We start from the raw sequence: 26,195 nt of genomic DNA on the forward strand, positions 1-26,195 counted from the left end.
CCCTAAGTAGCCATTACCGCAACAATGGATATGTACTCAGTCAAAAACCCCGACCAACTATCAGGCCACCATCCCAAGCAAACCCACACAAGGGAAATACACTGGCATGGCTGCCTCCACGCTACGCCATATCACTCTGGCTGAATTCCTCGGCCAGAAAGTCAATCAGCGCACGCACCGACGGCAGCAACCCGCGTCGCGAGGCAAAGATCGCATGGACGATCCCGCACTTGGGCGTCCAGCCCGGCACCAGTTCCACCAATCGGCCGGCCGCTATGTCTTCGCGCACCACCACGGCGGGCAGGTGGGCGACGCCGATGCCGGCCAACACGGCGTGACGCAGGGCCAGCAGGTCGTCGGTGACCATGCGCGGTTCATGGCGGATCAGCGCGCGGGTGCCGTCCGGGCCGAACAACTCCCACTGGTATTCCCGCTGCGCCGCGCCCCAGTGCACGCTGGGCAAGCCGTTGAGGTCTGCCGGGGAAGCCGGTGAAGACAAACGCTCCAGGAACGCCGGACTGCCCACCAGGCACTGGGTGCTGTTGCTCAGCACTTTCATGACCATGTCGGTGTTTTCCAGCGGCGGAAAGCGCACCCGCAAGGCGATATCGAACCCTTCATGGATCAGGTCGACCCGGCGGTTGGTGCTCTCGATGAACAACTCCACCCGTGGGTACTTGAGCATGTAGCGAGTCAGCATCGGCCCGACCCAGCTGTTGAGCAGCGCCGTCGGGCAACTGATGCGCACCAGCCCCTGGGGTTCGGAGCGGTTGCGTTCGATCACTTCCGCCGCGCTCTCGGCTTCGACCCGCATCGCCAGGCAGCGCTGGTAATAGGCCTGGCCGATCTCCGTCAACGTGCAGTGGCGGCTGGTGCGATGGAGCAACCGCACCCCGAGCCGCTCCTCCAACTGGGCGATACGCCGGCTGAGCTTTGACTTTGGCATGTCCAGCGCCCGGCCCGCGGCGGCGAAACCGCGGTGCTCGACCACCTGGGTGAAGTAGTAAAGCGTGTTGAGGTCTTCGATGATCGTTCTCCAAATAGAACGCTAAGGCGAATTTTTGCAGTCTAGCGCATCAAAGGTGCCAGTTTTAATCTACACCCATCGAAACGCAACACGGATTGAAGCCGGGGCGCTTCGATCGGATGAGTCACTGATCAATCGCAACACCGCCATTAAAAACCTTAACCACGCCGAAACCTTCGGCAACCAAAACTTAATGAGGGCTACGCCATGACCACTTCCTACAACCGTCTCGACAAAGATAACGCCGCCGTTCTGCTGGTCGATCACCAAGCCGGCCTGCTGTCCCTGGTACGCGACATCGACCCGGACCGCTTCAAGAACAACGTGCTGGCCCTGGCTGACCTGGCGAAGTACTTCCAACTGCCGACCATCCTCACCACCAGCTTCGAAACAGGCCCCAACGGCCCGTTGATGCCAGAACTCAAGACGCTGTTCCCGGATGCGCCGTACATCGCTCGTCCTGGCCAGATCAATGCCTGGGACAACGAAGATTTCGTCAAGGCGATCAAGGCCACCGGCAAGAAACAACTGATCATCGCCGGCGTGGTGACTGAAGTCTGCGTAGCCTTCCCGGCACTGTCGGCCCTGGCCGAAGGTTTCGAAGTGTTCGTGGTCACCGATGCGTCCGGCACGTTCAACGAGCTGACCCGTCAATCGGCCTGGGACCGCATGTCATCCTCCGGTGCGCAACTGATGACCTGGTTCGGCCTGGCTTGTGAACTGCACCGCGACTGGCGCAACGACGTGGAAGGGCTGGCGACCTTGTTCTCCAACCACATCCCGGACTACCGCAACCTGATGACCAGCTACAACACGCTGACCAACGCTAAATAACAGCCACACCGATTTACCCCTGTGGGAGCTTGCTCCCACAGGGGTTTTTGTGGTGGTTTCTATATAGTGTTCAATCTGTGCCAAAGATTTTCTGGAGACTGACCTGATGCTGATCCCCTGCCCCCATTGCAACGGGCTCAATCGCATACCCGCCGAACGCCTGGGCGACCAGCCCAAGTGCGGGCGCTGCAAGGCCCAGGTGTTATTGAGCAAACCGTTCGAACTCAAACAAGGCGACTACGCCAGCCAGATCAAGGGTGACCTGCCGTTGCTGGTGGATGTATGGGCCGATTGGTGTGGGCCGTGCAAGTCCTTCGCGCCCGTGTTCGAACAAGCCGCCGCGCAACTGGCGGGCAAATGCCGGTTGACCAAGCTCGACAGCGAGGCCAACCAGCAATTATCGGCGCAGTTGGGGATCCGCTCGATTCCCAGCCTGATTCTGTTCAAGGACGGCCGGGAAGTAGCGCGCCAGAGTGGGGCGCTGCCGTTGCCGCAGTTGATGGCTTGGTTGCGCAGCCAGGGGATTTGAAGCCATGAGATAACTGTGGGAGCGGGCTTTGTGGGAGCAAAGCTTGCTCGCGATCCAGGCGCTGCGGTCCTCAAGAGACCGCGGCGTTTTCATCGCGGGCAAGCCTTGCTCCCACACAGTTGCTCCCACATGGGTTTTGCACAGGTCAGATTCAGGCGCTTTCCAGCAGGCTATGCAACTCCATGAACTGCTGGGTCAGCTTGTGCCGCGGGTCAAGGTGGATCAGCGGCAGGCTGGCCTGGTGGGACTCGCGCATACGCACCGAACTGCTCAGGTACACCGGCAATACGGGCAGGCCTTCGGCGATCAGCTCGTCAAGAATCTGTTGCGGCAGGCTGGCCCGGGCCTGGAACTGGTTGACCACGATGCCTTCGACTTCCAGGCCTTCGTTATGGTCGTCCTTGAGCTCTTCGATTTCCGCCAGCAGGCCGTACAGGGCCTGCCTGGAGAAGCTGTCGCAGTCGAAGGGGATCAGCACCCGATCGGCGGCGATCAATGCTGAAACCGCATAGAAATTCAGTGCAGGCGGGGTATCCAGGTAAATCCGGTCGTAATCCTCCTCCAGCTCTTCAAGCAGTTTGCGCAGCTTGTTGATCTTGTGCTTGGCCTCAAGCTTGGGCTGCAGATCCGTCAGTTCCGCCGTGGCGGTGATCACGTGCAGGTTGTCGAACGGCGTTTCGTAGATATCCACCTTGTTCTTTTTCGAGAACGGCCCGGACGACAGGGTTTGCTTGAAGAAATCGGCAATGCCCATGGGAATGTCATCGCCGGTCAAGCCAGTCAGGTATTGAGTGGAGTTGGCCTGGGCATCCAGGTCTACCAACAGCGTGCGATAGCCTTCGCTGGCGCTGACTGCCGCCAGATTGCAGGCGATGCTGGACTTGCCCACGCCACCTTTCTGATTGAACACCACACGCCGCATGTCAAAACCTCCGTGTATCAAAGATTCCCGAGTGTAGTAGGCAGCGACACTGCTTAGCTACCTTCTGCGTAGAAGGACTACAGCAACAGTGGCTTTTCCAACGATTCGGACGTCAATTCGCCCAGACCGTGACAGAAACAACCGACAGACCGGCTCGTGCTGATCGCGACCATGGTCCGGGTCTGGCCTTGAGCGGACCAACTCGTACATTTCGCTGGGCAAAATGTAACCAGTATTTGCTACAAGCCAACCGCACCGGGATAATGCGCGCCACTTGGGTCGCAAGGCCATGCAGGGTTGGACGCGGGTCAAACCACTGAACCGTGACAATAAAAGCCCGCAGGGGTGGGATGAAGTTTGTGATCAATTTCAATATCGCCCAATGGCGCGCATGGGCCCCTGGGCTCGAAAGCGTGGACGATTGGCAGGCATGGAGCCGACAGCCGGTCGTATTGCCGCCCAGCGATGCCGCCCCTGACGTATCGTTCCTGCCGGCCATGCAGCGCCGGCGCCTCAGTCGCCTGGCGCGGATGGCCTTCAGTGTTGGCTGGCCGTTGGCCGAGGGTCGGCCGGACCTACCGTTGGTCTTTATTTCCCGCCACGGTGAAACCCCGCGCACTTTTGAGATTCTCAAGGACCTGGCAGCCGATCAGCCATTGTCGCCGACCCAATTCAGCCTGTCGGTGCACAACGCGGTGATTGGCCTGTGGTCGATCATGCGCGGCGAAACCAGCGAAATGACCGCCCTGGCCGCGACCGGCGACGGGTTGGAGCACGGTGTGCTGGAGGCCGTCGCGCTATTGAACGAAGGATCGCCTGCGGTGCTGCTGGTGATCACCGAAGAACAACCTCCGCAAGTCTATGCTCCGTGGGTCGATGACGTGCCGTTTCCCTATGCCATGGGCCTGCTGCTGACCCCGGGCGATGACTGGCAACTGGACCTGTGCGCGCAGGCCGGCCAATCGTCTGGTAGCGACTGGCCCCATGCCCTGGATCTGTTGCGTACCCTGCTGAACAACGAAACCACCTGCCAACATGCCTGGAAGAATCGTGTATGGACCTGGCAACGCAACCGGTGACCGGTAAACATCGCGACGCCTATTACTGGCGCCTGGTCGCGACCGCAGCAAGCTTCGCCCTGTTCGGGCTGGGCGGGCTGTGCCTGCGTTTGCTGGTATTCCCGTTGCTGGCCTGGTGGCCCGGCGACGCCCAGGCTCACCGTCAAAGGGCGCGCCGCACGGTCGGGCGGTTGTTCTGGTTCTTTATTCGGTTCATGGCCCGCACCGGCGTGCTCACCTACCAGATCGATGGCGCCGAACGGCTCGGGCGCCCCGGGCAGATGATCATTGCCAACCATCCGTCGCTGATCGACGTGGTGTTCCTGATCGGGCTGGTGCGCGATGCCAACTGCGTGGTCAAGCAAAGCCTCTGGGACAACCCCTTTACCCGTGGCCCACTGCGTTCGACCCAATACATCAGCAACGACGGCAGCATGGACATGCTCGATGCCGCCAGCGACGCCCTGCAAGAGGGCCAGACGCTGATCGTCTTCCCCGAAGGGACGCGCACCCAGCCAGGCCAGGTGCCGGCCTTTCATCGGGGGGCGGCGGCCATCGCCCTGCGGGGTGCGAAAATCCTCACACCCGTCACGATCAAGGTCTGCCCCACGACCCTGACCAAGGCTGAACCCTGGTATCGCATCCCCCAGCGCCGCGTGCACTTCAGTTTCCGCGTCGGGGCCGATATAGACCCACAGGCGTTCGCCGCGCTCGGCCCGCCTCCCCAGGCTTCGCGCAGGCTCAACGATTTTCTGCATCACTATTACATCAAGGAGCTCGCCGAAGATGAGCGATCTGCACCGTGACATCAAACAGCTGATCATCGACGCCCTCGGCCTGGAAGACATCGGCATCGACGACATCGGCGACCACCAGACCCTGTTCGGCGAAGGCCTGGGCCTGGACTCGGTGGATGCCCTGGAGCTCGGCCTGGCGATCCAGAGGGAGTACGGCATCAAGATCGATGCCGACGCCAAGGACACCCGTAACCATTTCAGCAATGTGGCAAGCCTTGCGGCCTTCGTCACTGCAAAACGCCCCTGAGACCGGACCATGCAAACTCGTGACGACATTTTCCACACCCTGCGCGATGCTCTGGTCGAGCTTTTCGAGCTGGACCCTGAGCGTGTGACGCTGGAATCGAACCTGTACCAGGACCTGGAAATCGACAGCATCGATGCAGTCGACCTGATCGACCATATCAAGCGCCAGACCGGCAAGAAAATCGCCGCCGAAGAATTCAAGTCGGTGCGCACCGTCAATGACGTGGTCGAGGCGGTTTATCGACTGGTCCAACCGGCCGCATGACCCGGCTGATTGGCCTCGGCCTGCTGCTGGCGGGCCTGCTCTACCCCTTTGCGGTGTATTTCGGCATGGAGCACTTCGCCCCGTGGCAGTTCGGGCTGCTGCTGGGCAGCCTGTGGCTGGCCCGGGCGTTGCTTGGCAAGGGCGGGGCCGGCAGCCGCTGGATGGCGGCCACGGCGATCGTGTTTTGTGTATTGCTCGCGCTGTTCGACAGCCCGCTCCTGCTGCGCTGGTACCCGGTGCTGATCAGCGCGTTCATGCTCGGGCTGTTCGTGCTGAGCCTGAAATACGGCCCGCCGATGATCGAACGCCTGGCCCGCCTGCGCGAACCGCAGCTGCCGGCCAAGGCGGTGGTGTATACCCGTCAGGTCACGGTGGCCTGGAGTGTGTTTTTCCTGTGTAACGGCTTGCTCGCCGCCGCCCTGACCCTCTGGGCGCCGCTGAGCTGGTGGATGTTGTACACCGGCCTGATTTCCTACGGATTGATGGGGCTGCTGTTTGCCATTGAATGGCTCATACGACAACGGGTAAGAGGCCGCCCATGAATTGGATAACACTTGAGCAGATGCTGCTCAAGGCTCAGCCGGAACGCACCGTTGCGGTCGATCCGGCGCTGAATCACTCGCAACTGCGGGACGCGGCGTTGCGCCTGGCGGCCGGCCTGCACGCCCGGGGCGTGCGGCATGTGGCGGTGCACCTGGAAGATGCCGCCGACCTGGCCATCACCCTGCTCGGTGCCTGGCGCGCCGGGGTGCGGGTCCTGCTTCCCGCCGACCTGCAAACGCAGACACGCCAGCGCTGGGCGGCGGACGTGGATCTGTGGCTGACCGACCAGCCCGGCGACACCCATCCCAACGACGTGCAACAGGCGCCGATGGACGCCGCCGAACTGGACCTCGATCACTGCTGGCTGAGCCTGTGCACCTCCGGCTCCAGCGGCGAGCCCAAGCGCATCGAGAAAACCCTGCGCCAGTTGAGTAACGAGGTCCTGGCCCTGGAACACCTGTGGGGCGCCGACCTGGGCCCGGCCTGCATGATCGGCAGCGTTGCCGCACAACACATCTACGGGCTGCTGTTCCGGGTGCTGTGGCCGCTGTGCGCCGGGCGTGCGTTCGTGCGTCGGCAATTGGCCTTCCCGGAAGACCTGCAACGTGCCAGCCGTGAGCAACCGGCCTTCGCCTGGGTCGCCAGCCCGGCGCTGCTCAAGCGCATGGGCGACAACCTCGATTGGCCGGCCTTGAGCTGCGTGCGCCGGGTGTTCTCCTCTGGCGGCGCCTTGCCCCCCGAGGCTGCGCAAAGCCTGCAGCAGCGCCTGGGGCAATGGCCGACGGAAATTTTCGGCAGTTCGGAAACCGGCGGCATCGCCTGGCGCCAGGGTGACGGATTGTGGCAACCCTTTGCCGACGTCGAGCTGAGCCAGGACAGCGACGGCGCCTTGCTGATCGCCTCGCCCTATCTGCCGGCCGGGCATGTGGAACACACCGCCGACGCGGCACGAATCGCCGAAGATGGGCGCTTTGAGCTCCTCGGGCGACTGGACCGTATCGTCAAGCTCGAAGAAAAACGCATCTCCCTGCCGATGCTCGAACAAGCGCTGGTAACCCACGACTGGGTCAGCGAAGCGCGGCTGGGGGTGGTGCAGGAAAATCGCGCCTCCCTCGGCGCGCTGCTGGTGCTGAGCGACGCTGGCCTGCGAGCCTTGCGCAACCAGGGCCGGCGCGCCGTCACCGAGGGCCTGCGCCGGCACCTGAGCGAACATTGCGAAACCCTCGCCCTGCCGCGGCGTTGGCGCTGGCTGCGGCAGTTGCCGCTCAACGCCCAGGGCAAGCTGCCCCAGGCCGAAGTCGAGGCGCTGCTGATGGCGCCACGCCCCAAGGCTCCCGAAGTGTTGGAACACGTCGAAACCGACGGTGAGTGGAACCTGCAACTGGTCGTGCCGCCAGACCTGGCGTACTTCAGCGGCCACTTCCCCACCGCGCCGGTACTGCCGGGCGTGGTGCAGGTCGATTGGGCCTTGAGCCTGGGCCGGCAATTGCTGGACCTGCCGCCCCGCTTCGTCGGCATGGAAGTGCTGAAATTCCAGCAACTGGTTCGCCCCGGCGATGAAATCCAGCTGCACCTGCGCTTCGACCGCGAGCGCTGCAAGTTGTACTTTGCCTACCGCAATGACACGGCGGCGTGCTCCAGTGGACGGATTGTGTTGGGGGTGGCCGATGACTGATTGCACCGCGGTGCTCCTGTGGCGAGGGGATTTATCCCCGCTGGGTTGCGCAGCAACCCCAAATTCTTCGCAACGACACAGACTGATGGCGAGCGCTTCGCACTCGAGCGGGGCGGTGCGACGGTTCGCTAAATCCCCTCGCCACAGGAAGGTTGTGCACAGGGAAACCGTGGAGGGAGCAGAATATGCATAACCCCTGCGCCGTCATCCCGGTCTACAACCACGAAACCGCCATCTCGGCCGTGGTCCAGGCGTTGCTCGCCAACGGCCTGCCCTGCGTGCTGGTGGATGACGCCAGCAGCCCGGCGTGTGCCGCCGTGCTCGATCGGCTGGCAGAGGGCGAGCGGGTTCACCTGGTCAGGCTGGCCGTCAACCAGGGCAAGGGCGGCGCGGTGATGACCGGCCTGCGCGAGGCGGCGCGCCTGGGCTTCAGCCACGCCTTGCAGGTGGACGCCGACGGGCAGCACGATCTTGGCGACGTGAAGACGTTCATCGAGCAATCCCGTGCCCACCCGGACGCGGTGATCTGTGGTTATCCGCGCTACGACGCCAGCGTGCCGAAAGGTCGTCTGTACGCGCGCTACCTGACCCACGTGATGGTCTGGATCAACAGCCTGTCCCTGCAAATCCGCGACTCCATGTGCGGCTTTCGGGTCTACCCCTTGGCACCGACCCTGGCGCTGATCGACTCGGCCAATATCGGCAAGCGGATGGATTTCGATTCGGACATCCTCGTGCGCCTGGCCTGGCGCAATCAGCCGATGCACTGGCTGCACACGCGGGTCCATTACCCTCAGGACGGGGTCTCGCACTTTCGCCTGTTCCACGACAACGTACTGATTTCCAGCATGCACACCCGGTTGTTCTTCGGCATGCTGGTGCGTTTCCCCCTGATTCTCTGGCGACGGTGGCGGGCATGAGCGTTCAGGAAGACAAGCAGCATTGGGCCGACCGCCAGGAGCGCGGCAGTTTCTGGCTGATGAAACTCACCGCGCTCGCCGCCAAGGTGCTCGGTCGGCGTTTGCTGACCCCGGTGCTGTACGGCATCGTCCTGTACTTCTTCATTTTCGGCCGCAGCGCTCGCCAGGCCGCCTGGCAATATCAGCAGCGCCTGGCCGACTGGAGCGCACGTTCCGAGCTGCGCCCGACCCGCTGGCGGGTGTTCGGGCAGTTCATGGCCTTTGCCGACTCCCTGCTGGACAAGCTCGACGTCTGGAACGGCAAGCTGAGCATCGACCAGATCGAAATCGTCGACCCGGCGCTGCTGCGCAATCATCTGCGCGATGCCCGCGGGCAAATGCTGGTGGGCGCGCACCTGGGCAATCTGGAGATGTGCCGGGCCCTGGCCGAGCTGGGCGAGAAAGTCACCATGAACGTGCTGGTGCACACCAAGCACGCCGAGCAGTTCAACCGTTTGCTGGGCGAAGCCGGTGCCACGCACTTGCGGCTGATCCAGGTCAGCGAGCTGAACCCGGTGATCATGTTGCAGTTGAGCGAGCGCCTGGAGCGCGGCGAGTGGCTGGCGATTGCCGGCGACCGCGTACCGCTGCACGGCGGGCGCAGCGTGACCGTGGACTTCATGGGGCTTGCGGCCGCATTCCCCCAGGGCCCCTGGCTGTTGGCCGGCCTGCTGAAATGCCCGGTCAACCTGCTGATGTGCCTCAAGCACGAGGGACGCTATCGCGTCACCCTCGAACCCTTCGCCGATGCCGTGGTGTGGAAACGCAACGACCGCGAGCAAGTGATCGCCTACTGGGCTGGCCGCTACGCCGAGCGCCTGGCGCAATACTGCCTCCAGGGGCCCCAACAGTGGTTCAACTTTTACCCTTTCTGGAAGACCGATGACGATGCCCACTCTTGAGCCGGTAACCTTCGGCGAACGCCCCTTGCGCATCGAAGATGTGCTGGCCCTGGCCAACCGTCAGGCACCAACGCAGTTGCAGGATGACCTGGCGTTCCGCCAGCGCATCGCCAAGGGTGCGCAATTCCTCGATTCCCTGCTGGACAAGGAAGGCGTGATCTACGGCGTGACCACCGGTTACGGCGACTCCTGCGTGGTGGCCGTGCCGTTGCACCACGTCGAGGCCCTGCCGCGTCACCTGTACACGTTCCACGGCTGCGGCCTGGGCAAACTGCTCGACGCCCAGGCCACCCGTGCGGTGCTGGCGGCGCGTCTGCAGTCGCTGTGCCACGGCGTGTCGGGGGTGCGGGTGGAACTGCTGGAACGCCTGCAGGCCTTTCTCGAACACGACATCCTGCCGCTGATTCCGGAAGAAGGCTCGGTGGGCGCCAGCGGCGACCTGACGCCGCTGTCCTACGTCGCCGCCACGCTGTCCGGCGAACGGGAAGTGATGTTCCGTGGCGAACAACGATTGGCCGCTGATGTGCACCGTGAACTGGGCTGGACCCCATTGGTGCTGCGGCCCAAGGAAGCCCTGGCGCTGATGAACGGCACCGCCGTGATGACCGGCCTGGCCTGCCTGGCCTTCGCCCGCGCCGACTACCTGCTGCAACTGGCGACCCGCATCACCGCGCTGAACGTCGTCGCCCTGCAAGGCAACCCGGAACACTTCGACGAACGCCTGTTCGCCGCCAAGCCACACCCGGGGCAGATGCAAGTCGCCGCGTGGCTGCGCAAGGACCTGGCGATCGACGCCCCCACCGCGCCGCTGCATCGCCTGCAGGATCGCTATTCCCTGCGCTGCGCGCCCCATGTGCTTGGGGTATTGGCCGACAGCCTGGGCTGGCTGCGCGCGTTCATCGAAACCGAACTCAACAGCGCCAACGACAACCCGATCATCGACGCCGAAGCCGAGCGCGTGCTGCACGGTGGACATTTCTACGGTGGGCACATCGCCTTTGCCATGGACAGCCTGAAGAACCTGGTGGCCAACGTCGCCGACTTGCTGGATCGCCAGCTCGCACTGCTGGTGGACGAGCGCTACAACCATGGCCTGCCCAGCAACCTGTCCGGCGCCAGCGCCGAGCGGGCGATGCTCAACCATGGCTTCAAGGCCGTGCAGATCGGCACCAGTGCCTGGACCGCCGAAGCCCTGAAAAACACCATGCCGGCCAGCGTGTTCTCGCGCTCCACCGAGTGCCACAACCAGGACAAGGTAAGCATGGGCACCATCGCCGCCCGGGACGCGATCCGCGTACTGGAGCTGACCGAACAAGTCGCCGCCGCCACCTTGCTGGCGGCCAACCAGGGCGTCTGGCTGCGCAGCCGTGCCGAAGACGCGCGCCCACTGCCGCCGGCGCTGGCCGCCATGCACCAGCAACTGGCCGAGGATTTCCCTCCGGTGATCGAAGACCGCGCCCTGGAAGGCGAGCTGCGCCTGTGCCTGCAACGCATCGCCGAGCAACACTGGAGGCTGCATGCGTAACCAAGGCGTTTTGCACGTTGACACACACATCGTGGTGCCGTTCTTCGATGTCGATTCGATGAACGTGGTCTGGCACGGCCACTACGTCAAATACCTGGAAGTGGCCCGCTGTGCCTTGCTCGACCTGATCGGCCACAACTACAACGACATGCTCGAATCCGGCCATGCGTGGCCGATCATCGACCTGCAATTGCGCTACGTGCGCAGCGCCGTGTTCGGCCAGGCCCTGACCGTGCGTGCCAGTCTGGTGGAGTGGGAAAACCGGCTGAAGATCAATTACCTGATCAGCGACGCAGCCACCGGCGACCGCTTGACCCGTGCCAGTTCGGTGCAAGTGGCCGTGGACCTCGCCAGTCGCGAAATGCTGCTGGCCTCGCCCCGGGTCTTTGTTCAAGCCGTGGAAAGGAAACTGCCATGAAGCGCCTGGTTATCTGGCTGTTGCTGTGCTGCCTGGCGCCCGCTGCCCAAGCGTTCGACTTGCAACAACTGAGCGACCAACTGGCCCGCCCGGAGGTGATCCACGGGCAGTTCATCCAGGAAAAACACCTGCGCGCCCTGCCCCAGCCCCTCACCAGCAAGGGGCGCTTCGTGCTGGCGAAAAACCACGGCCTGCTGTGGCTGCTGCAAACCCCGCTGCAACAGGACTACCGCATCACCACCCAGGGCATCGCCCGACGAGACGGCAGCACCTGGCAGATGTTGCCGAACAAGAGCGCCGGCGCCGAGCAGAACCGCTTGTTCCTGGCGGTATTGCAGGGTGACAGCACAGGCCTGCAGCGGGATTTCGAACTGAGCCTGTCGGGCGAGCCGCAACAATGGAAGCTCACCCTGACCCCGCGCTCGGTGCTGCTCAAACAGGTTTTCAACCAGATCAACATTGACGGCGGCGAACTGGTACAGCGCATCGAACTGCTGGAAACCCAGGGCGACAGCACCGTGCTGCGCATGCAGGACGCTACCCCTGCGCAACCGTTGAGCGAAGCGGAGCAACATGATTTTGCCGAGTGAACGGATGCTGCCCCGGCTGTTCCTGATCCTGCTGCTGGCGGTGCTCGCGCTCGCCGGTTGGCAATGGCGTAACGGCGCGCCGCTGTCGGCCAATCTCATGGAGCTGGTGCCGGGTACGTCACCCGATGCCCTGGAGCTGATCGCCGAACAACGCATGCAGGAGCCGCTCAATCGCGAGGTGCTGGTGCTGGTCGGTCACACCGATCGCCAGCAAGCCATCGCCCTGGCGCAGACCCTCGGCGAGCAATGGCAGGCCAGCGGCCTGTTCGACAAGGTGCAGTGGACGTTGCAGGCCGACTTGCCGGCGCTGCGCAGGCAATTGCTCGACGGGCGGCTGGCGATGCTCTCGGCGGCGGACCGGCAGCAATTGATCGAGCAGCCCGAGGCGTTCATCCAACAGCGGGTGCAGGCCCTGTTCGACCCATTCAGCGGCTTCAGCCTGGTGCCGAACCAGGACGACTGGCTGGGCCTGACCGGGCGCATCCAGAACAGCCAGCCACAACGCGGCGCGATAAAATTCGACATCGGCAGCGGAGCGTTGGTCGCCGATGCCGACGGTAAAAGCTGGGTGATGCTGCGGGCCCGCGCCCAGGGCAACGCCTTCGACATGAACCTGCCGCTGCAAGTGGCCGAGCTGCTGCAACGCAGCCGCGACCAGGCGTCCCAGGCCCAAGGGCAACTGCTGGCGGCCAGCGGCCTGCTGTACGCCGCCAGCGGCCAGCAACAGGCGTCGCGGGAAATCACCTGGGTCGGCGGTGGCGCGACGGTCGGCATCTTGCTGCTGCTGTTGCTGGCCTTCCGGCGCCTGCGCGTGTGGCTGGCGTTCGTGCCGGTGCTGGTGGGCATGCTGTTCGGCGCGGTGGCGTGCGTGGCCTTGTTTGGCCGCATGCATGTCATGACCCTCGTCCTGGGTTCCAGCCTGATTGGCGTGGCCGTGGATTACCCGTTGCACTACCTGTCCAAGAGCTGGAGCCTGAAGCCATGGCGCAGCTGGCCGGCCTTGCGCCTGACCCTGCCGGGGCTGAGCCTGAGCCTGGTGACCACCTGCATCGGCTACCTGGCCCTGGCCTGGACGCCCTTCCCGGCCCTGACCCAGATCGCGATCTTTTCCGCCGCCGGGCTGGTGGGCGCCTACCTGAGCGCCGTCTGCCTGCTGCCGGCACTGCTCAAGGGGGCCGACTTGCGTCCGGCCCAGTGGCCGCTGCGGCTGTGCGAATGCCTGCTCCAGGCCCGCCAAGCGCTGTTGGCGCGGGTGCCCACGCCAGTGCTGCTGGTGTTGCTGCTGAGCTTTTGCGCAGGCGGCCTCTGGCACCTGACCACCAAAAACGACATTCGCCAGTGGATCGGCACGCCCCAGCACCTCACCGACGAAGCCCGCGACATCGCGCGCATCACCGGTTTCCAGCCCACCAGCCAGTTCTTCCTGATCCGCGCCGACGATCAGTCCCAACTGCTGGAGCGCCAGACCGCCCTCAACGAGCGGCTGGATCAGTTGATCGGCCTGGAAAAACTCCAGGGCTACCTGTCGCTGAACCAACTGGTCAGCCCCCCCGCCGAACAGCAGAACGTGCGTGAGGCCCTGGCCCGCTTGCCAGCCTTCTGGCAACCGCTGCTGGACCTGGGCGTGCCGGTCGCCGCGCTGCAAGCGGAGCTGGCGCAACTGCAAGCCTTGCCGGTGGAAGACATCGATGCCGCGTTGACCGGGCCCCTGGCGGAGCCCTATCGCACACTCTGGCTCGGACCGACAGGGCAAGGCGTGGCCGCCATGATCAGCCTCCAAGGCTTGAACGATGCCGCATTGCTGCGGGTGCAGGCGGTGGATTTGCCGGGCGTACAACTGGTGGATCGCCTGGGCGACCTGAACCGGGTCTTCGCCGCCACGCAGGTCAGCGCCGCCGAATTGAAACTGGCCTCCTGCGTGTTGATTGTGCTGGTGCTGATCTGGCCGTTCGGTGTCGGCGCGGCCTTGCGCATCGTCGCCCTGCCATTGCTGGCCGCGCTGTGCAGTTTGGCGAGCCTCGGCTGGCTGGGGCAGCCACTGACCTTGTTCAGCCTGTTCGGCCTGTTGCTGGTCACGGCCATCGGCGTCGATTACGCGATCCTGATGCGCGAACAGATCGGCGGTGCCGCCGTGAGCCTGCTGGGCACGTTGCTGGCGGCGGTCACCACCTGGCTGTCGTTCGGCCTGCTGGCGCTGTCCAGCACTCCGGCGGTGAGTAACTTCGGCCTGGCAGTGAGCCTGGGACTGGCCTTCAGTTTCATGCTGGCGCCGTGGGTCGGACACCAGACCCACGCGGCAGCGGTCGCGGAGCCCGCCCCATGATGATCCTACTGTTCTGGCTCATGGCCCTGGGGCTATTCGCAGTCGCGACCCACATAGGCCGTCGCTTCGGGTTGATCCCGATTGTCAGCCAGTTGTTGCTGGCGACGTTCGGCCTGCCGCTGCTGATGTATTTCTGGATCGAGCCGGGCTGGCAGCTCAGCGGCGCGCAACTGGTGTCGCCGGTGTGGCTGAAGAACCTTTACAGCCTCGCGTTTGCGCTGTTGCTGGGGCACATCCTCAGCGACGTGATCGACCTGCGCCTGGACCGCCAGAGCGTGAAAATCGCCCTGCCAAGCTTCGTCGTTCCGTTCGCCTGCGGTCTGACGACAGCGTTCTGGCTGCTGCCGCCCCAGCCCTGGATCAGCTCCCTGGCGGTGGGACTGCTGTTTGCGATCACGGCGATCCCGGTGCTGTACCTGTACCTGCATCACATCGATTACCCACCCGCCGCCACACGGCGACTGGTGCAAACGGCGATCCTGATCGACCTGGCCTGCTGGAGCTTGTTCGGCCTGGCCCAGGGCAGTCTTCACCTGGGCAGCCTGCTGTTGCCGTTGGCCGGCGCCTGTGTGCCGCTGCTGTTGCGCCTGGTTGGCCTGCGCCAGCCGTTGCTGTACAGCGGTGTGTTTTTTGCGCTGCTGGTGGTGGCCGAGCACTACCGGCTCAATGCCCTGATCGTCGGCATCGGCTATCTGCTGTGCATGGCCGCGCTCAAAGTGCCCTTGAGGCTGCCGCTCAATATCGCCTGGATGCAGGGTTTGCAGACGTACCTGGCGATCCCGCTGATTCTCACGTTCGGCATTGTGCAGATCGACGTCCACAGCGCCATGAGCAGCCTCGACGGGGTGCAATTGACGGCGTTGCTGCTGTTGCCCATTGCCAGCAAACTGCTGGGCAACTGGCTGGGCCTGGGTTGGGCCACCGCATCATTCGCCGGCGCCAGTCGCTGGCGCGAAAGTATCCTGCTGAACATTCGCGGCTTGAGTGAAATCGTCTTCCTCAACCTGCTCTTGCAACAACAACTCATCAGCCCGGCGTTGTATTTCACGCTGATGCTGATGGGGCTGATCGCCACATTGCTGCCGGCCGTGGCCGGTTTCCACCGTATCCCCTCGCTTGCCGTCCCGGCCAGGAGCTCCCGTGCCAACAGTTGAAACGGAACGTCGACAGGTCGTCATCATCGGCGCAGGCCCTTCCGGCGCCATCGCCGCCGCGCTGCTCAAGCGCAAGGGCCACGATGTGCTGGTCATCGAGCGCCAGCATTTCCCCCGGTTCTCCATCGGTGAGAGCCTGTTGTCCCATTGCCTGGATTTCGTCGAAGAAGCCGGCATGCTCGACGCGGTGAATGCCGCCGGGTTCCAGCGCAAGAACGGCGCCGCGTTTGCCTGGGGCGAGCGCTACAGTGCCTTCGATTTCGGCGACACCTTCAGCAACGGCAAGCCCACGACCTTCCAGGTGCAACGCGCCGATTTCGACAAGTTGCTGGCCGACCAGGCCGCCCTGCAAGGCGTGGAGATCCGCTACGGCCAAGCAATCACCAGCGCCGATTTCACTCTCGCCAAACCACAACTGGGCGTGCAGCGCGAAGACGGCAGCGAGTACTGCGTCGAAGCCGATTTCGTGCTCGATGCCAGCGGCTATGGCCGAGTCCTGCCGCGCCTGCTGGACCTTGAGGCGCCGTCGAATTTCCCGGTGCGCCAGGCGGTGTTCACGCACATCGAAGATCGCATCGACGCCCCGGCTTTTGATCGGGACAAGATCCTCATCACCACCCACCCGAGCAAACGCGACGTGTGGTTCTGGACCATTCCATTCAGCGACGGGCGCTGTTCGGTGGGTGTGGTTGCAGCGGCGGAACATTTCGCCGGCCGCACCGACGACCTCGATGCCTGCCTGCGCGGTTTCATCGATGAAACCCCAAGCCTGGCCGGCGTGCTGCAGAACGCCGTGTGGGACACCCCGGCGCGGACCATCGGCGGCTACTCGGCCAACGTCAAGACCCTGCACGGCCGAGGCTTCGCCCTGCTGGGCAACGCTGCGGAATTCCTCGACCCGGTGTTCTCCTCCGGCGTGACCATTGCCATGCGCTCGGCGAGCATGGCCGCCGACGTGCTCCACCGTCAGTTGCAAGGTGAACCCGTGGATTGGCAAAGCGAGTTTGCCGTGCCGCTCAAGCGCGGCGTCGACACCTTCCGCTGCTATGTCGAGGGCTGGTACGCCGGCACCTTCCAGGACGTGATTTTCTACACCGAAGGCTCGGACGACATCCGCCGCATGATCAGCTCGATCCTGGCCGGCTACGCCTGGGATCAGCGCAATCCGTTTGTCAGCGAACCCAAGCGGCGCCTGCGCATGCTCTCGGAAATCTGCGCGAGCCCGACGCCATGAGTCAGCAACCATGAGCTACCTGAGCGACAACTACGTCGAAGAAACCCGCTTCGGTTTCTGGTTCCTGCGCAGCCACACCTGGCAGCACCATGTATTGCGCGTGGCGATCAACGACCTGCGCAGCCTGTTCAGCACCCCGCTGCCGAGCAACCCGGTGCTGCTGGACGCCGGCTGCGGCCAGGGCAAATCATTCCAGTACCTGCGCCAGGTGTTCGCGCCACACCACCTGATCGGCGTGGATGCCGACCCCCACAGCCTGGACCTGAGCCGGGAGGAGGCCGCGCGCCAGGGCATGACCGTGGAGCTGATTGGCAGCGACTGCGCGACATTGGCAGTGCCCGATGCCAGCGTCGATCTGCTGTTCTGCCACCAGACGTTCCATCACTTGGTGGAACAGGAAAACGCCCTCGCCGAGTTCTACCGCGTACTCAAGCCCGGCGGCTATTTGATGTTCGCCGAATCCACCGAAGCCTACATCGACACCTGGGTGATTCGCTGGCTGTTCCGTCATCCCATGCACGTGCAGAAAAGTGCCGCGCAGTACCTGGAGATGATCCGTGGGCAGGGTTTCCAGTTCGAAACCTGCAACGTGTCCTACCCGTACCTGTGGTGGAGCCGCGCCAAGGACTTCGGCTTGCTGGAGCGTTTTGGCCTGCGCCGGGCCAAACCGTTCGGCGAGCGAGAGGAAACCCTGGTCAATGTGGTGGCTCGCAAGCCCGTCGAAGGGGCCATCGGATGATTCGTGCCCTGCTTATCGGCGGCCTGTTGCTGCTCAGTGCCTGCGCCAGCCATGCGCCGCTGCCCGAGCGCACGCCAACCCTGGCCTTGCCGATGCAACTGCACATCGAGCGGACAATGGCCGGCCAACGCCAGGATTGGCTGCTGGTGATCCAGCGCGAAGACGCCGGCATTCGTTGGTCGATGATGGACCCGCTGGGCATTCCCGTGGCCCGCCAGCGCCTGGTCGCGGGCCGGTGGCAGGCCGACGGCCTGCTGCCGCCCAATGCCGAGGCCCGGGAGTTGTTCGCCGCGCTGTTGTTCGCCCTGACCCCCGAAGCCGAACTGCCCGGCAACTACCCGGCCGCCCGGCAACAGGCGTCGAAACGGACCCTCGATAGTCGCTGGCAGGTGCGCTACACGCAGCCACTGGATTTTGAAATGAGCCTGCCCCAAGGCCCCCGCTACCGCATCACACCGTTGACCGAGAACACCCCATGACCGCCTATTTGAATGCCCTCGGGGTGATCTGTGCCCTGGGCCGCGACAAGCACAGCGTCGCGCGCAACCTGTTTGCCGGCGACTGCTCGGGCGTACGTATCAAGGACGGCTGGGTCGCCGAACGTGCGTTGCCGGTTGCCGCGGTGCCGGGGGAACTCGCCCCCATTCCCCCAACCCTGTTGGCGCACCGCAGCCGCAACAATCAACTGCTGCTGGAAGCCGGGCTGCAGATTCGCGCCGAGATCGACCAGGCCATCCAGGCCTACGGTCGCGCCCGCATCGGCATCGTGTTGGGCACCAGCACTTCGGGGATCGATGAGGCCAGCCAGGGCATTGCCCATTACCTGCGCGAACAACACTTCCCCGACGGCTACGACTACCAGCAACAGGAACTCAGCGCGCCGGCCAACTTTCTTTCCGACTGGCTCGGCCTGAGCGGCCCCTCCTACGTGATTTCCACGGCCTGCACCTCCAGCGCCCGCGCCTTGATGAGCGCCCGGCGCCTGCTCGACCTGGGCCTGTGCGATGCGGTGCTGTGCGGTGGCGTGGACAGCCTGTGCAAACTGACCCTCAACGGTTTTTCCGCACTGGAAGCGGTGTCGAACGAACGCTGCAATCCGTTTTCGGTGAACCGCAGCGGCATCAACATTGGCGAAGCAGCCGTGCTGTTCCTCATGAGCAAGACGCCAGGCGAAGGAGCACCGATTGCCTTGCTCGGCGACGGCGCCAGTTCCGATGCCCACCATATTTCCGCACCTGAACCCAGTGGTCGCGGCGCCCGCCAGGCCATGGAAAAAGCCCTGCGTTGCGCCGGCCTCGAGGCCAGCCAGATCGACTACCTGAACCTGCACGGCACCGCCACGCAACACAACGACGCCATGGAAAGCCAGGCGGTGGCCGGGCTGTTTCCGGCGGGCGTGCCCTGCTCGTCCACCAAGCCCATGACGGGCCATACCCTCGGCGCGGCCGGGGCACTGGAAGCGGCGTTCTGCTGGCTGGCCCTGAGCGCAGAGAACACCGCCCTGGCCCTGCCGCCGCATGTCTGGGACGGCCAGGCCGATCCGGCCCTGCCGGCGCTGGACTGGGTCACCGCCGGCACCCACCTGAACCCGGCCACCCCGCGCCGCCTGATGAGCAATTCATTTGCATTCGGCGGCAACAACGTCAGCCTGATTATCGGAGACGCCCCATGATTGACTGGCCGCTCGCCGAACTGCTGCCCCATGCCGGCGACATGATCCTCATCGACCGGATCCTGTCGTTCGATGACGAACAGATCCATACCCACGCCACCGTCAAGCCCGGCGGTTTGTTCAGCCGCGACGATGGCGCGCTGCCGGCCTGGGTCGGCATCGAGCTGATGGCCCAAAGCGTCGCCGCCTTTGCCGGTTGCCATGCACGCCAACGGGGTGATGCCGTGGCCCTGGGCTTTTTGCTCGGCACCCGCAAGTTCGAATGCAACGTCGAGTGTTTTCCAGCCGGCGTCGAGCTGACCATCCACGGCGTGCGCTCCCTGGAAGACGACAACGGCATGGGCGTGTTCGAATGCCACATCCACGCCCCCGGCATCCACGCCACGGCCCGGCTCAACGTATTCCGTCCGCCCCAGGCCGCCCATTACCTTCATGAACCGTCCGCAACAGGAAACCCGTCATGACTGAATCCGTACTGGTCACCGGCTCCAGCCGTGGCATCGGTCGCGCCATCGCCCTGCGCCTGGCCCAGGCCGGGCACGACATCGTGCTGCACTGCCGCAGCGGCCGCGCCGAGGCCGAGACGGTCCAGGCGCAAATCCAGGCTCTGGGCCGCAACGCCCGGGTGCTGCAATTCGACGTGGCCGACCGTGCCGCGTGCAAGGCCATCCTCGAAGCCGACGTCGACACCCACGGTGCCTATTACGGCGTGGTGCTCAACGCCGGCCTGACCCGCGACGGTGCCTTCCCGGCCCTGAGCGAAGACGACTGGGATGCGGTAATGCGCACCAACCTCGACGGTTTCTACAACGTGCTGCATCCGGTGATGATGCCGATGATCCGTCGTCGCGCCGCCGGGCGAATCGTCTGCATCACCTCGGTTTCCGGACTGATCGGCAATCGCGGCCAGGTCAACTACAGCGCCTCGAAGGCCGGTTTGATCGGCGCGGCCAAGGCGTTGGCAATCGAGCTGGGCAAGCGCAAGATCACCGTCAATTGCGTCGCGCCAGGCCTGATCGACACCGCCATGCTCGATGAAAACGTACCCGTGGAAGAACTGATGAAAATGATCCCCGCCCAACGCATGGGCACCCCGGAAGAAGTGGCGGGTGCGGTGAATTTCCTGATGTCCGCCGAAGCCGGCTACATCACCCGGCAGGTCCTGGCCGTCAACGGAGGCTTGTGCTGATGAAGCGCGTCGTCGTCACCGGCATGGCCGGTATCACCTCCATAGGCAGCGACTGGGAGACCATCGCCGCCAACTTCGCCGCCAACCGCAGCGGCATCCGGCGCATGGATGAGTGGGACCGTTTCACCGAACTGAACACCCGCCTGGCCGGCCCCATCGACGACTTCCAGGTCCCGGCCCACTGGACCCGCAAGCAACTGCGCAGCATGGGCCGCGTTTCGCGCCTGGCGGTGGGCGCGGCGGAACAGGCCCTGGCCGACGCCGGCCTGCTGGGCGACGAGTCGATCAAGGACGGGCGCATGGGCGTGTCCTGCGGTTCGTCCACCGGCAGCACCGACGAGATCAAGGCCTTTGGCAACATGCTGCTCAACAGCGTGGCCGAAGGGCTGAACGCCAACTCCTACGTGCGGATGATGCCCCACACCACGGCGGCCAACATCAGCATCTTCTTCGGCCTGACCGGACGCCTGATCCCCACCTCCAGCGCCTGCACCAGCGGCAGCCATGGCATCGGCTATGCCTACGAGGCGATCAAGTTCGGGCGCCTGCCGTTGATGCTTGCCGGTGGCGCTGAAGAACTGTGCCCGACCGAAGCGATGGTCTTCGATGCGCTCTACGCCACCAGCCTGAAAAACGAAGCACCGCAAACCAGCCCGCGCCCCTACGACAAGGATCGCGACGGTTTGGTGATCGGTGAAGGCGCCGGCATGCTCGTGCTTGAAGAACTGGAACACGCCCTGGCCCGTGGCGCACGGATCCATGCCGAGATCGTCGGCTTTGGCAGCAACGCCGACGGCCAGCACGCCACCCGCCCCGAACTGCTCACCATGCGCCGGGCCATGGAACTGGCCCTGGAGGATGCCGGCCTCGAACCCTCGGCCATCGGCTACGTCAACGGCCACGGCACCGCCACCGAACAGGGCGACATTGCCGAAACCCTGGCCACCAGCAGCCTGTTCGGCGAACACATGCCCATCAGCTCACAGAAGAGTTTCCTCGGCCACACCCTGGGTGCCTGCGGGGCGCTGGAGTCCTGGTTCAGCATCGAAATGATGAACCGCGACCTCTACGTGCACACCTTCAACCTCGATGAGGTTGATCCCCAATGCGGCAAGCTCGATTACCTGCGTAACGAGTTCAGGTCGATGAGCAACGAATACGTGATGAACAACAACTTCGCCTTTGGTGGGGTCAACACCTCGCTGATTTTCCGCCGCTGGCACTGAATCGGATTCAAAACCCTGTTGCCCCTCGTCAAGGAGACCATGATGTCGTTGAAGAAAATCGCCGTGACCGCCGCCCTGTTGCTCAGCACCCTGCCAAGCCTCAGCCAGGCCCGTGATACCGCGCTGTTCCTGCCGTTCGACAAAGTCGTCGCCGAAGCCATCCGCACCGGCAAGATCGACGGCAGCGTGAAGTTCTACCTGGCCGGCAACAAACCGGCCGGCAACGTCACCGTGGTCAGCCCAGGTGCGGTGACCAACAAGAAAACCAACGCTTTCAACAAATCCGATGAAGTAGCCTGCGAATGGGTCCTGCAATCGGCCCTGATCAGCCTGCACCAGGCCGCCAAGAACGCCGGCGCCAATGCCGTCACCAACATCGTCAGCTTCTACAAGCGCAACGAACGCAAGGACTCCACCACCTACGAATGCCACGCCGGCGCGATCATGGCGGGTGTTGCGTTGAAAGGGGATTTGGCGAAGGTGCAATAAAAAAAGCGCCTGTTGAGCCATTAGAGAAGCCTGACGACTAATGCCAGGCCATCAAACACCCTCATGTGGGAGCTGAGCCTGTGGGAGCAAGGCTTGCCCGCGATGCAAACACCTCGGTCTAGCAGATAGACCCAGGCGATGCCATCGCGAGCAAGCTCGGCTCCCACAGGGTTGGGTGGTGTACCCAGATATTGCGAACACCAAAGATCCACTGTGGGAGCGAGCCTGCTCGCGATAGCGGTGGGTCAGCGCCGGTGATGTTGGCTGTGCCACCGTCATCGCGAGCAAGCTCGGCTCCCACAGGGTTGGGTGGTGTACCCAGATATTCCGGACACCCCAGATCCACTGTGGGAGCGGGCTTGCTCGCGATAGCGGTGGGTCAGCGCCGGTGATGTTGGCTGTGCCGCCGTCATCGCGAGCAAGCTCGCTCCCACAGGGTCATTAAGCCAGTTGAGCGGCTCGGCTGGCTTGCGGTGCGGGGTCTGCTTTTTTGTAGGTGACCCAGAATACCGAGGGGATCAGTCGCGCTTTGCAGGGGCAGGTACTGTGGCTATCCAGGGTGCCGGCCATATGCCTGCCATGGCTGACCATGTGCCCGATACCGCCCCTGATCTGATAGGTGTTCCCGTCCTTTCCACAAGAGACGCGGTCACCTTCGCGGGCATGCTGCAGGCCAAACATGTTCACCTTGCCGTCGCCATCCAGCACTTTCCCACCGCACGTGGTCTTGTCACCCTGACCAATGAAGTAACCCTCGTTCATTGGATGTTCTCCTTCACCGCATTCGAGTGCAGGCGATGAACCTCCGCCAACCTAAGCCCAGGCAAAAAATCCTCCGCCATCGGCACACCCTCCCGCACGATGATCATGAAACGCCTCTGAAGCGTATTGATGATCTCGTCGCCATTGCTCAGGCGACTGCCGACCAATGCAATGTTGCTATTGTTTTTCCCTGCGCCAGTGATGATCCGTGCCGTGCTGCCATCGGCATACACCACCTCATCGCCTTTCTGCGCGGCGCGTACCTTCCAGCCATTGTCCAAGGTGAACGTCAACGACGATGACACTACTTGCTGGATCGTTCCGCCGTTACGCGTCTGGCTGCCCTCGGTGGCCACTCGGTAGATGGCAATTGGCGGATGAGCTTCGACGAAGGCTTTTTGTCGACTCATGAACGCCGCGACTTCTTCGCCGTAACCCTCCAGTTGCCGGGGCTCCAAGTACAAGTCATCCAAATGACGAAGAGCTTCATGGGAGATTTCGTTGGTGTAGGGGGCATCCAAAGATGAGTGCATTTCCAGGGACCTCATTCATGGGCTTCAGGCTGCATCCCTTGCAACTGGGAAGGAGCGCTGAGCCGGCGGCTTCGGAATGATGAATAAGACGTTGCAGCGCGGGCGAGTCGCAACCCCTGCGAAGTGGTCTGTGCAACGAATCGGAAGTGTCGTAACTAGAAATGCGCGTTTTCCTACAGTCGAAGGGTATTTGACACAACTTTTCGTCCCCCCTGTCCTGCTGATGACGATCGAAGCAGCGCTCTTTGCCGCCTGTCGGAACTGTCAACTCTGACAGTTCGATGGGCTTCGCAATAGCTTCAGGCTTTAGCCGTTATCCAGGTCGACGCTCGATAAAACTGTTCGACCTTATGAGCTGCAACTCGCATCTCAAGAAAATTAATCTGGTCCAAACATGGATAAAAAATTGATGAGCACAATAGCCTGGTCGGGCCGCACAGCCATATCTCGCAAACACCCCGCCACATCACCTTCTACGGAACAAGACAGCGTCGTTGTCGACGGCGCGACATTTACCCATGGCTACGCATGCGTGAACGGTATTCGCCTTCACTACCTTATGGGCGGTGATGGTGAACGCCCAATTTTGCTGGTGCATGGGTTTCCGGGCAGTTGGCGTAGCTGGGAGCCGTTGATGGGCGCATTGGTGCGTGCCGGTTATACACCCATCGTTCCTGATTACCGCGGCGCTGGCGAAACGGATATTTCAGTCGGTGGCTACGACAAAAAAAGCATGGCCCATGATCTGCACGAACTGGTCACCCTCTTGAACATCAAGCAGGTCGATATCATTGGCCATGACATCGGCTTGATCATTGCCTACGCCTACGCGGCACTTTATCCGGATGAAACCAAACACATCGTATTGATGGATGGATTCATTCCAGGCATCCCCGGGTGGGAAACCGCTTATAACGGAAACCCCGCTGTGGGCACTACCAGCAAATGGCATTTTCGCTTCTTTGGCAAAACGGCCATTGGCATGATCAGAGGGCATGAAAAAACCTACCTGGATATGTTTTTTGATGACTTTGTATTCGAGGGCAACGACAAAGTGCCAGATATGGTGCGACAGGCATTGATAGAAGACTACTCTCGACCCGATCGCATGGAAGCGGCATTCAAGCTTTATGCAGCCTGGGTAGAAAATGACGCGAATGACAACCTGGAGTTTGCCAAGAATAAACTGACTATTCCGCTGCTCACCATCGGCGGGGACCATTCGAGAGGAAAAAACCTGGCCGAACAGGCTCTGCACATCGCAACGCAACCGCATTCATTGATATTGATCAATACCGGCCATTGGGTGCTTGAGGAACAAACTCAGGCTACCCGCGATGCAATCCTGGCATTTCTGACGATAAAAAATGTCGGGCAATAGGCCATCATCAGATCTGATGGTGGGGTATGAACGAAGAAGGACGCCTCCTTTGGGCTAATGCCTATCAGTTAGGCGCAAACGGCATAAGTCCTGTGGGAGCAAAGCTTGCTCGCGATAGCGGTGGAGCAGCTTGCATCAGCGCTGGATGTGCCGCCGCCTCGCGAGCAAGCTTTGCTCCCACAGGTTTGCTGCTTAACTGACTGACCTTACCCCTTTGGGCGCCCTTCTTAATCGAGTCGGCTGGTCGCTTTTCATGTTGCCCTCCTTCTTCGGTGGTCCTGGGAAGCTCAGGCAACGCCTTGATCACCATCGGTCAACAACGCCACAAACGCCTTCGCCATCGGCGAACGCTGGTCCTTGCGCTGTACCAGCCACACCGCCGACACCGCCGCTGGATCGAGCAGCGGTCGATAGACCACCCCATCGATACGCATGCGCTGGTAAGACGCCGGTAATACCGAAACACCCAGCCCCGCCGCCACCAAGCCGATGATGGTCATGGCTTCGCCGGCTTCCTGGGCGAAGTGCGGGCTGAAGCCGGCGTCGCGAGCCAGGTTCAGGAGTTGGGCGTAGAGGCCGCTGCCGTAGCTGCGGGGGAAGAACACGAACGGCTCCTGGGCCAAGGCCGAGAGGAACAGGCCGTCTTCATTGCCTTGGGCCAGGGGGTGCTTGGCACTGAGCACGGCTACCAGCGGTTCGCGGCTGAGCTCGATTTCCGCCAGGGAGTCAGGCAACGGCAACGGTCGCATGATGCCCACCTCGATCTCTTCGTCCACCAGTGCGTCGGCCACTTGGGTACTGCTCATTTCCCGCAGGTTCAGGTGCACCGCCGGGAAGCGTTGCCGAAATGAAAAAATCGCCTGGGGGATGGTGGAATTGAACGGCGCCGAGGAGGTGAAGCCGATCTTCAGTTCGCCCAATTCCCCCAGTTGGGCGCGGCGGGCGACGTCGGCGGCTTTGTCGACCTGGACCAATACCCGTCGCGCCTCTTCAAGGAACAACCGTCCGGCCTCGCTCAATTCGACCCGACGATTGGTACGCTCGAACAGCCGCGCGCCAATCTCCTGCTCCAGCGCCTGGATCTGCTGGCTCAAGGGCGGCTGGGAGATGCCCAGGGCCAGCGCGGCACGGCCGAAATGCAGTTCTTCGGCAACGGCGATGAAGTAACGCAGGTGACGCAATTCCATGGGCAATCCAATAGGT

At 63.0% G+C, this 26,195-nt stretch carries 29 protein-coding genes; 24 read left to right on the forward strand and 5 right to left on the reverse strand.

Annotation, left to right across the window (positions count from 1 at the left end):
* Positions 1-121: 121 nt before the first annotated feature.
* Positions 122-1,027 (reverse strand): LysR family transcriptional regulator, encoded by a 906-nt coding sequence (locus CFII68_RS20340; protein ID WP_216598570.1) that lies wholly within the window; start codon positions 1,025-1,027, stop codon positions 122-124.
* Positions 1,028-1,234: 207 nt separating this feature from the next.
* Between CFII68_RS20340 and ycaC the strand changes: the two genes are divergently transcribed.
* Positions 1,235-1,861 carry an isochorismate family cysteine hydrolase YcaC gene (gene ycaC / locus CFII68_RS20335; protein WP_018603387.1) on the forward strand — a complete coding sequence of 209 codons (627 nt, stop codon included), beginning with the start codon at positions 1,235-1,237 and terminating at the stop codon, positions 1,859-1,861.
* 106 nt (positions 1,862-1,967) lie between these two features.
* Entirely contained in the window at positions 1,968-2,390 is a 423-nt protein-coding gene (gene trxC / locus CFII68_RS20330) for a thioredoxin TrxC (protein WP_018603388.1), read from the forward strand.
* 151 nt (positions 2,391-2,541) lie between these two features.
* Here the strand turns inward: trxC and CFII68_RS20325 are convergent, their stop codons facing one another.
* Positions 2,542-3,312 carry a ParA family protein gene (locus CFII68_RS20325; RefSeq protein WP_014336219.1) on the reverse strand — a complete coding sequence of 257 codons (771 nt, stop codon included), beginning with the start codon at positions 3,310-3,312 and terminating at the stop codon, positions 2,542-2,544.
* A 350-nt stretch (positions 3,313-3,662) separates the two neighbouring features.
* On the opposite strand from CFII68_RS20325, the gene CFII68_RS20320 reads away from it, so the two are divergent.
* The 21 genes from CFII68_RS20320 (at position 3,663) to CFII68_RS20220 (ending at position 22,316) form a co-directional block, all read left to right on the forward strand.
* Positions 3,663-4,391 (forward strand): beta-ketoacyl synthase chain length factor, encoded by a 729-nt coding sequence (locus tag CFII68_RS20320; RefSeq protein ID WP_033062487.1) that lies wholly within the window; start codon positions 3,663-3,665, stop codon positions 4,389-4,391.
* Complete coding sequence (locus tag CFII68_RS20315) at positions 4,367-5,176, forward strand: 1-acyl-sn-glycerol-3-phosphate acyltransferase (RefSeq protein ID WP_018603396.1); 810 nt, start codon at positions 4,367-4,369, stop codon at positions 5,174-5,176. Before CFII68_RS20320 ends, CFII68_RS20315 begins: the two co-directional genes overlap by 25 nt.
* Complete coding sequence (locus CFII68_RS20310) at positions 5,157-5,414, forward strand: phosphopantetheine-binding protein (RefSeq protein ID WP_018603399.1); 258 nt, start codon at positions 5,157-5,159, stop codon at positions 5,412-5,414. Before CFII68_RS20315 ends, CFII68_RS20310 begins: the two co-directional genes overlap by 20 nt.
* Positions 5,415-5,423: 9 nt before the next feature.
* A complete protein-coding gene (locus CFII68_RS20305) occupies positions 5,424-5,678 on the forward strand; it encodes an acyl carrier protein (RefSeq protein WP_003197040.1) in 255 nt (84 codons plus the stop codon).
* Positions 5,675-6,220: a hypothetical protein gene (locus tag CFII68_RS20300; RefSeq protein ID WP_018603423.1), complete on the forward strand. Its 546-nt coding sequence runs from the start codon at positions 5,675-5,677 to the stop codon at positions 6,218-6,220. Before CFII68_RS20305 ends, CFII68_RS20300 begins: the two co-directional genes overlap by 4 nt.
* Positions 6,217-7,896 (forward strand): AMP-binding protein, encoded by a 1,680-nt coding sequence (locus tag CFII68_RS20295; protein WP_033062488.1) that lies wholly within the window; start codon positions 6,217-6,219, stop codon positions 7,894-7,896. The genes CFII68_RS20300 and CFII68_RS20295 overlap by 4 nt, the downstream gene beginning before the upstream one ends.
* Positions 7,897-8,081: 185 nt before the next feature.
* Positions 8,082-8,816: a glycosyltransferase family 2 protein gene (locus tag CFII68_RS20290; protein ID WP_018603427.1), complete on the forward strand. Its 735-nt coding sequence runs from the start codon at positions 8,082-8,084 to the stop codon at positions 8,814-8,816.
* Positions 8,813-9,757, forward strand: coding sequence for a hypothetical protein (locus CFII68_RS20285; RefSeq protein WP_018603429.1), 945 nt, complete (start codon positions 8,813-8,815; stop codon positions 9,755-9,757). Before CFII68_RS20290 ends, CFII68_RS20285 begins: the two co-directional genes overlap by 4 nt.
* The gene (hutH, locus tag CFII68_RS20280) at positions 9,738-11,282 is read left to right on the forward strand and encodes a histidine ammonia-lyase (protein WP_033062489.1); all 1,545 of its coding nucleotides are present in this window, start codon (positions 9,738-9,740) and stop codon (positions 11,280-11,282) included. Before CFII68_RS20285 ends, hutH begins: the two co-directional genes overlap by 20 nt.
* On the forward strand, positions 11,275-11,700 hold the full coding sequence (locus tag CFII68_RS20275) for a thioesterase family protein (RefSeq protein WP_018603433.1): 426 nt from the start codon (positions 11,275-11,277) through the stop codon (positions 11,698-11,700). Before hutH ends, CFII68_RS20275 begins: the two co-directional genes overlap by 8 nt.
* Positions 11,697-12,290, forward strand: coding sequence for an outer membrane lipoprotein carrier protein LolA (locus CFII68_RS20270; protein ID WP_018603435.1), 594 nt, complete (start codon positions 11,697-11,699; stop codon positions 12,288-12,290). The genes CFII68_RS20275 and CFII68_RS20270 overlap by 4 nt, the downstream gene beginning before the upstream one ends.
* Positions 12,274-14,613 (forward strand): MMPL family transporter, encoded by a 2,340-nt coding sequence (locus CFII68_RS20265; RefSeq protein WP_018603437.1) that lies wholly within the window; start codon positions 12,274-12,276, stop codon positions 14,611-14,613. Before CFII68_RS20270 ends, CFII68_RS20265 begins: the two co-directional genes overlap by 17 nt.
* A complete protein-coding gene (locus CFII68_RS20260; protein WP_018603439.1) occupies positions 14,610-15,767 on the forward strand; it encodes a hypothetical protein in 1,158 nt (385 codons plus the stop codon). The genes CFII68_RS20265 and CFII68_RS20260 overlap by 4 nt, the downstream gene beginning before the upstream one ends.
* A complete protein-coding gene (locus CFII68_RS20255; RefSeq protein WP_018603441.1) occupies positions 15,754-17,001 on the forward strand; it encodes an NAD(P)/FAD-dependent oxidoreductase in 1,248 nt (415 codons plus the stop codon). The genes CFII68_RS20260 and CFII68_RS20255 overlap by 14 nt, the downstream gene beginning before the upstream one ends.
* A gap of 10 nt (positions 17,002-17,011) precedes the next feature.
* Positions 17,012-17,740 (forward strand): class I SAM-dependent methyltransferase, encoded by a 729-nt coding sequence (locus CFII68_RS20250; RefSeq protein WP_018603443.1) that lies wholly within the window; start codon positions 17,012-17,014, stop codon positions 17,738-17,740.
* Positions 17,737-18,219 carry a DUF3261 domain-containing protein gene (locus CFII68_RS20245; RefSeq protein ID WP_018603445.1) on the forward strand — a complete coding sequence of 161 codons (483 nt, stop codon included), beginning with the start codon at positions 17,737-17,739 and terminating at the stop codon, positions 18,217-18,219. The genes CFII68_RS20250 and CFII68_RS20245 overlap by 4 nt, the downstream gene beginning before the upstream one ends.
* The gene (locus CFII68_RS20240; protein WP_018603447.1) at positions 18,216-19,412 is read left to right on the forward strand and encodes a beta-ketoacyl-[acyl-carrier-protein] synthase family protein; all 1,197 of its coding nucleotides are present in this window, start codon (positions 18,216-18,218) and stop codon (positions 19,410-19,412) included. The genes CFII68_RS20245 and CFII68_RS20240 overlap by 4 nt, the downstream gene beginning before the upstream one ends.
* Positions 19,409-19,876, forward strand: a complete 468-nt coding sequence (locus CFII68_RS20235; RefSeq protein ID WP_014336202.1) for a hotdog family protein — start codon at positions 19,409-19,411, stop codon at positions 19,874-19,876. Before CFII68_RS20240 ends, CFII68_RS20235 begins: the two co-directional genes overlap by 4 nt.
* The gene (gene fabG / locus CFII68_RS20230) at positions 19,873-20,601 is read left to right on the forward strand and encodes a 3-oxoacyl-ACP reductase FabG (RefSeq protein WP_018603450.1); all 729 of its coding nucleotides are present in this window, start codon (positions 19,873-19,875) and stop codon (positions 20,599-20,601) included. The genes CFII68_RS20235 and fabG overlap by 4 nt, the downstream gene beginning before the upstream one ends.
* A complete protein-coding gene (locus tag CFII68_RS20225) occupies positions 20,601-21,827 on the forward strand; it encodes a beta-ketoacyl-ACP synthase (RefSeq protein WP_018603452.1) in 1,227 nt (408 codons plus the stop codon). Before fabG ends, CFII68_RS20225 begins: the two co-directional genes overlap by 1 nt.
* A gap of 42 nt (positions 21,828-21,869) precedes the next feature.
* A complete protein-coding gene (locus CFII68_RS20220) occupies positions 21,870-22,316 on the forward strand; it encodes a hypothetical protein (RefSeq protein ID WP_018603453.1) in 447 nt (148 codons plus the stop codon).
* 441 nt (positions 22,317-22,757) lie between these two features.
* On the opposite strand, the gene CFII68_RS20215 is transcribed toward CFII68_RS20220, so the two are convergent.
* Positions 22,758-23,078 (reverse strand): PAAR domain-containing protein, encoded by a 321-nt coding sequence (locus CFII68_RS20215; protein WP_018603455.1) that lies wholly within the window; start codon positions 23,076-23,078, stop codon positions 22,758-22,760.
* Positions 23,075-23,611: a PAAR domain-containing protein gene (locus CFII68_RS20210; protein ID WP_018603457.1), complete on the reverse strand. Its 537-nt coding sequence runs from the start codon at positions 23,609-23,611 to the stop codon at positions 23,075-23,077. Before CFII68_RS20210 ends, CFII68_RS20215 begins: the two co-directional genes overlap by 4 nt.
* A gap of 394 nt (positions 23,612-24,005) precedes the next feature.
* Here CFII68_RS20210 and CFII68_RS20205 point away from each other — a divergent pair, with 394 nt between their 5' ends.
* Positions 24,006-24,992, forward strand: a complete 987-nt coding sequence (locus CFII68_RS20205) for an alpha/beta fold hydrolase (protein WP_256211708.1) — start codon at positions 24,006-24,008, stop codon at positions 24,990-24,992.
* 287 nt (positions 24,993-25,279) lie between these two features.
* Here CFII68_RS20205 and CFII68_RS20200 read toward each other — a convergent pair whose 3' ends face one another.
* Entirely contained in the window at positions 25,280-26,179 is a 900-nt protein-coding gene (locus tag CFII68_RS20200) for a LysR family transcriptional regulator (protein ID WP_018603460.1), read from the reverse strand.
* Between the last annotated feature and the right edge of the window lie 16 nt (positions 26,180-26,195).

The sequence above is a fragment of the Pseudomonas sp. CFII68 genome (genome assembly GCF_000416195.1).
Classification (GTDB): domain Bacteria; phylum Pseudomonadota; class Gammaproteobacteria; order Pseudomonadales; family Pseudomonadaceae; genus Aquipseudomonas; species Aquipseudomonas kilonensis.

What these genes read in the sequence shown, in the direction of transcription:
- ycaC (WP_018603387.1), top strand. Translation starts at nt 1,235, where the DNA reads ATGACCACTTCCTACAACCGTCTCGACAAAGATAACGCCGCCGTTCTG.
- trxC (WP_018603388.1), top strand. Translation starts at nt 1,968, where the DNA reads ATGCTGATCCCCTGCCCCCATTGCAACGGGCTCAATCGCATACCCGCC.
- CFII68_RS20325 (WP_014336219.1), bottom strand. Translation starts at nt 3,312, where the DNA reads ATGCGGCGTGTGGTGTTCAATCAGAAAGGTGGCGTGGGCAAGTCCAGC.
- CFII68_RS20320 (WP_033062487.1), top strand. Translation starts at nt 3,663, where the DNA reads ATGAAGTTTGTGATCAATTTCAATATCGCCCAATGGCGCGCATGGGCC.
- CFII68_RS20315 (WP_018603396.1), top strand. Translation starts at nt 4,367, where the DNA reads ATGGACCTGGCAACGCAACCGGTGACCGGTAAACATCGCGACGCCTAT.
- CFII68_RS20310 (WP_018603399.1), top strand. Translation starts at nt 5,157, where the DNA reads ATGAGCGATCTGCACCGTGACATCAAACAGCTGATCATCGACGCCCTC.
- CFII68_RS20305 (WP_003197040.1), top strand. Translation starts at nt 5,424, where the DNA reads ATGCAAACTCGTGACGACATTTTCCACACCCTGCGCGATGCTCTGGTC.
- CFII68_RS20300 (WP_018603423.1), top strand. Translation starts at nt 5,675, where the DNA reads ATGACCCGGCTGATTGGCCTCGGCCTGCTGCTGGCGGGCCTGCTCTAC.
- CFII68_RS20295 (WP_033062488.1), top strand. Translation starts at nt 6,217, where the DNA reads ATGAATTGGATAACACTTGAGCAGATGCTGCTCAAGGCTCAGCCGGAA.
- CFII68_RS20290 (WP_018603427.1), top strand. Translation starts at nt 8,082, where the DNA reads ATGCATAACCCCTGCGCCGTCATCCCGGTCTACAACCACGAAACCGCC.
- CFII68_RS20285 (WP_018603429.1), top strand. Translation starts at nt 8,813, where the DNA reads ATGAGCGTTCAGGAAGACAAGCAGCATTGGGCCGACCGCCAGGAGCGC.
- hutH (WP_033062489.1), top strand. Translation starts at nt 9,738, where the DNA reads ATGACGATGCCCACTCTTGAGCCGGTAACCTTCGGCGAACGCCCCTTG.
- CFII68_RS20275 (WP_018603433.1), top strand. Translation starts at nt 11,275, where the DNA reads ATGCGTAACCAAGGCGTTTTGCACGTTGACACACACATCGTGGTGCCG.
- CFII68_RS20270 (WP_018603435.1), top strand. Translation starts at nt 11,697, where the DNA reads ATGAAGCGCCTGGTTATCTGGCTGTTGCTGTGCTGCCTGGCGCCCGCT.
- CFII68_RS20265 (WP_018603437.1), top strand. Translation starts at nt 12,274, where the DNA reads ATGATTTTGCCGAGTGAACGGATGCTGCCCCGGCTGTTCCTGATCCTG.
- CFII68_RS20260 (WP_018603439.1), top strand. Translation starts at nt 14,610, where the DNA reads ATGATGATCCTACTGTTCTGGCTCATGGCCCTGGGGCTATTCGCAGTC.
- CFII68_RS20250 (WP_018603443.1), top strand. Translation starts at nt 17,012, where the DNA reads ATGAGCTACCTGAGCGACAACTACGTCGAAGAAACCCGCTTCGGTTTC.
- CFII68_RS20245 (WP_018603445.1), top strand. Translation starts at nt 17,737, where the DNA reads ATGATTCGTGCCCTGCTTATCGGCGGCCTGTTGCTGCTCAGTGCCTGC.
- CFII68_RS20240 (WP_018603447.1), top strand. Translation starts at nt 18,216, where the DNA reads ATGACCGCCTATTTGAATGCCCTCGGGGTGATCTGTGCCCTGGGCCGC.
- CFII68_RS20235 (WP_014336202.1), top strand. Translation starts at nt 19,409, where the DNA reads ATGATTGACTGGCCGCTCGCCGAACTGCTGCCCCATGCCGGCGACATG.
- fabG (WP_018603450.1), top strand. Translation starts at nt 19,873, where the DNA reads ATGACTGAATCCGTACTGGTCACCGGCTCCAGCCGTGGCATCGGTCGC.
- CFII68_RS20225 (WP_018603452.1), top strand. Translation starts at nt 20,601, where the DNA reads ATGAAGCGCGTCGTCGTCACCGGCATGGCCGGTATCACCTCCATAGGC.
- CFII68_RS20220 (WP_018603453.1), top strand. Translation starts at nt 21,870, where the DNA reads ATGTCGTTGAAGAAAATCGCCGTGACCGCCGCCCTGTTGCTCAGCACC.
- CFII68_RS20215 (WP_018603455.1), bottom strand. Translation starts at nt 23,078, where the DNA reads ATGAACGAGGGTTACTTCATTGGTCAGGGTGACAAGACCACGTGCGGT.
- CFII68_RS20210 (WP_018603457.1), bottom strand. Translation starts at nt 23,611, where the DNA reads ATGCACTCATCTTTGGATGCCCCCTACACCAACGAAATCTCCCATGAA.
- CFII68_RS20205 (WP_256211708.1), top strand. Translation starts at nt 24,006, where the DNA reads ATGGATAAAAAATTGATGAGCACAATAGCCTGGTCGGGCCGCACAGCC.
- CFII68_RS20200 (WP_018603460.1), bottom strand. Translation starts at nt 26,179, where the DNA reads ATGGAATTGCGTCACCTGCGTTACTTCATCGCCGTTGCCGAAGAACTG.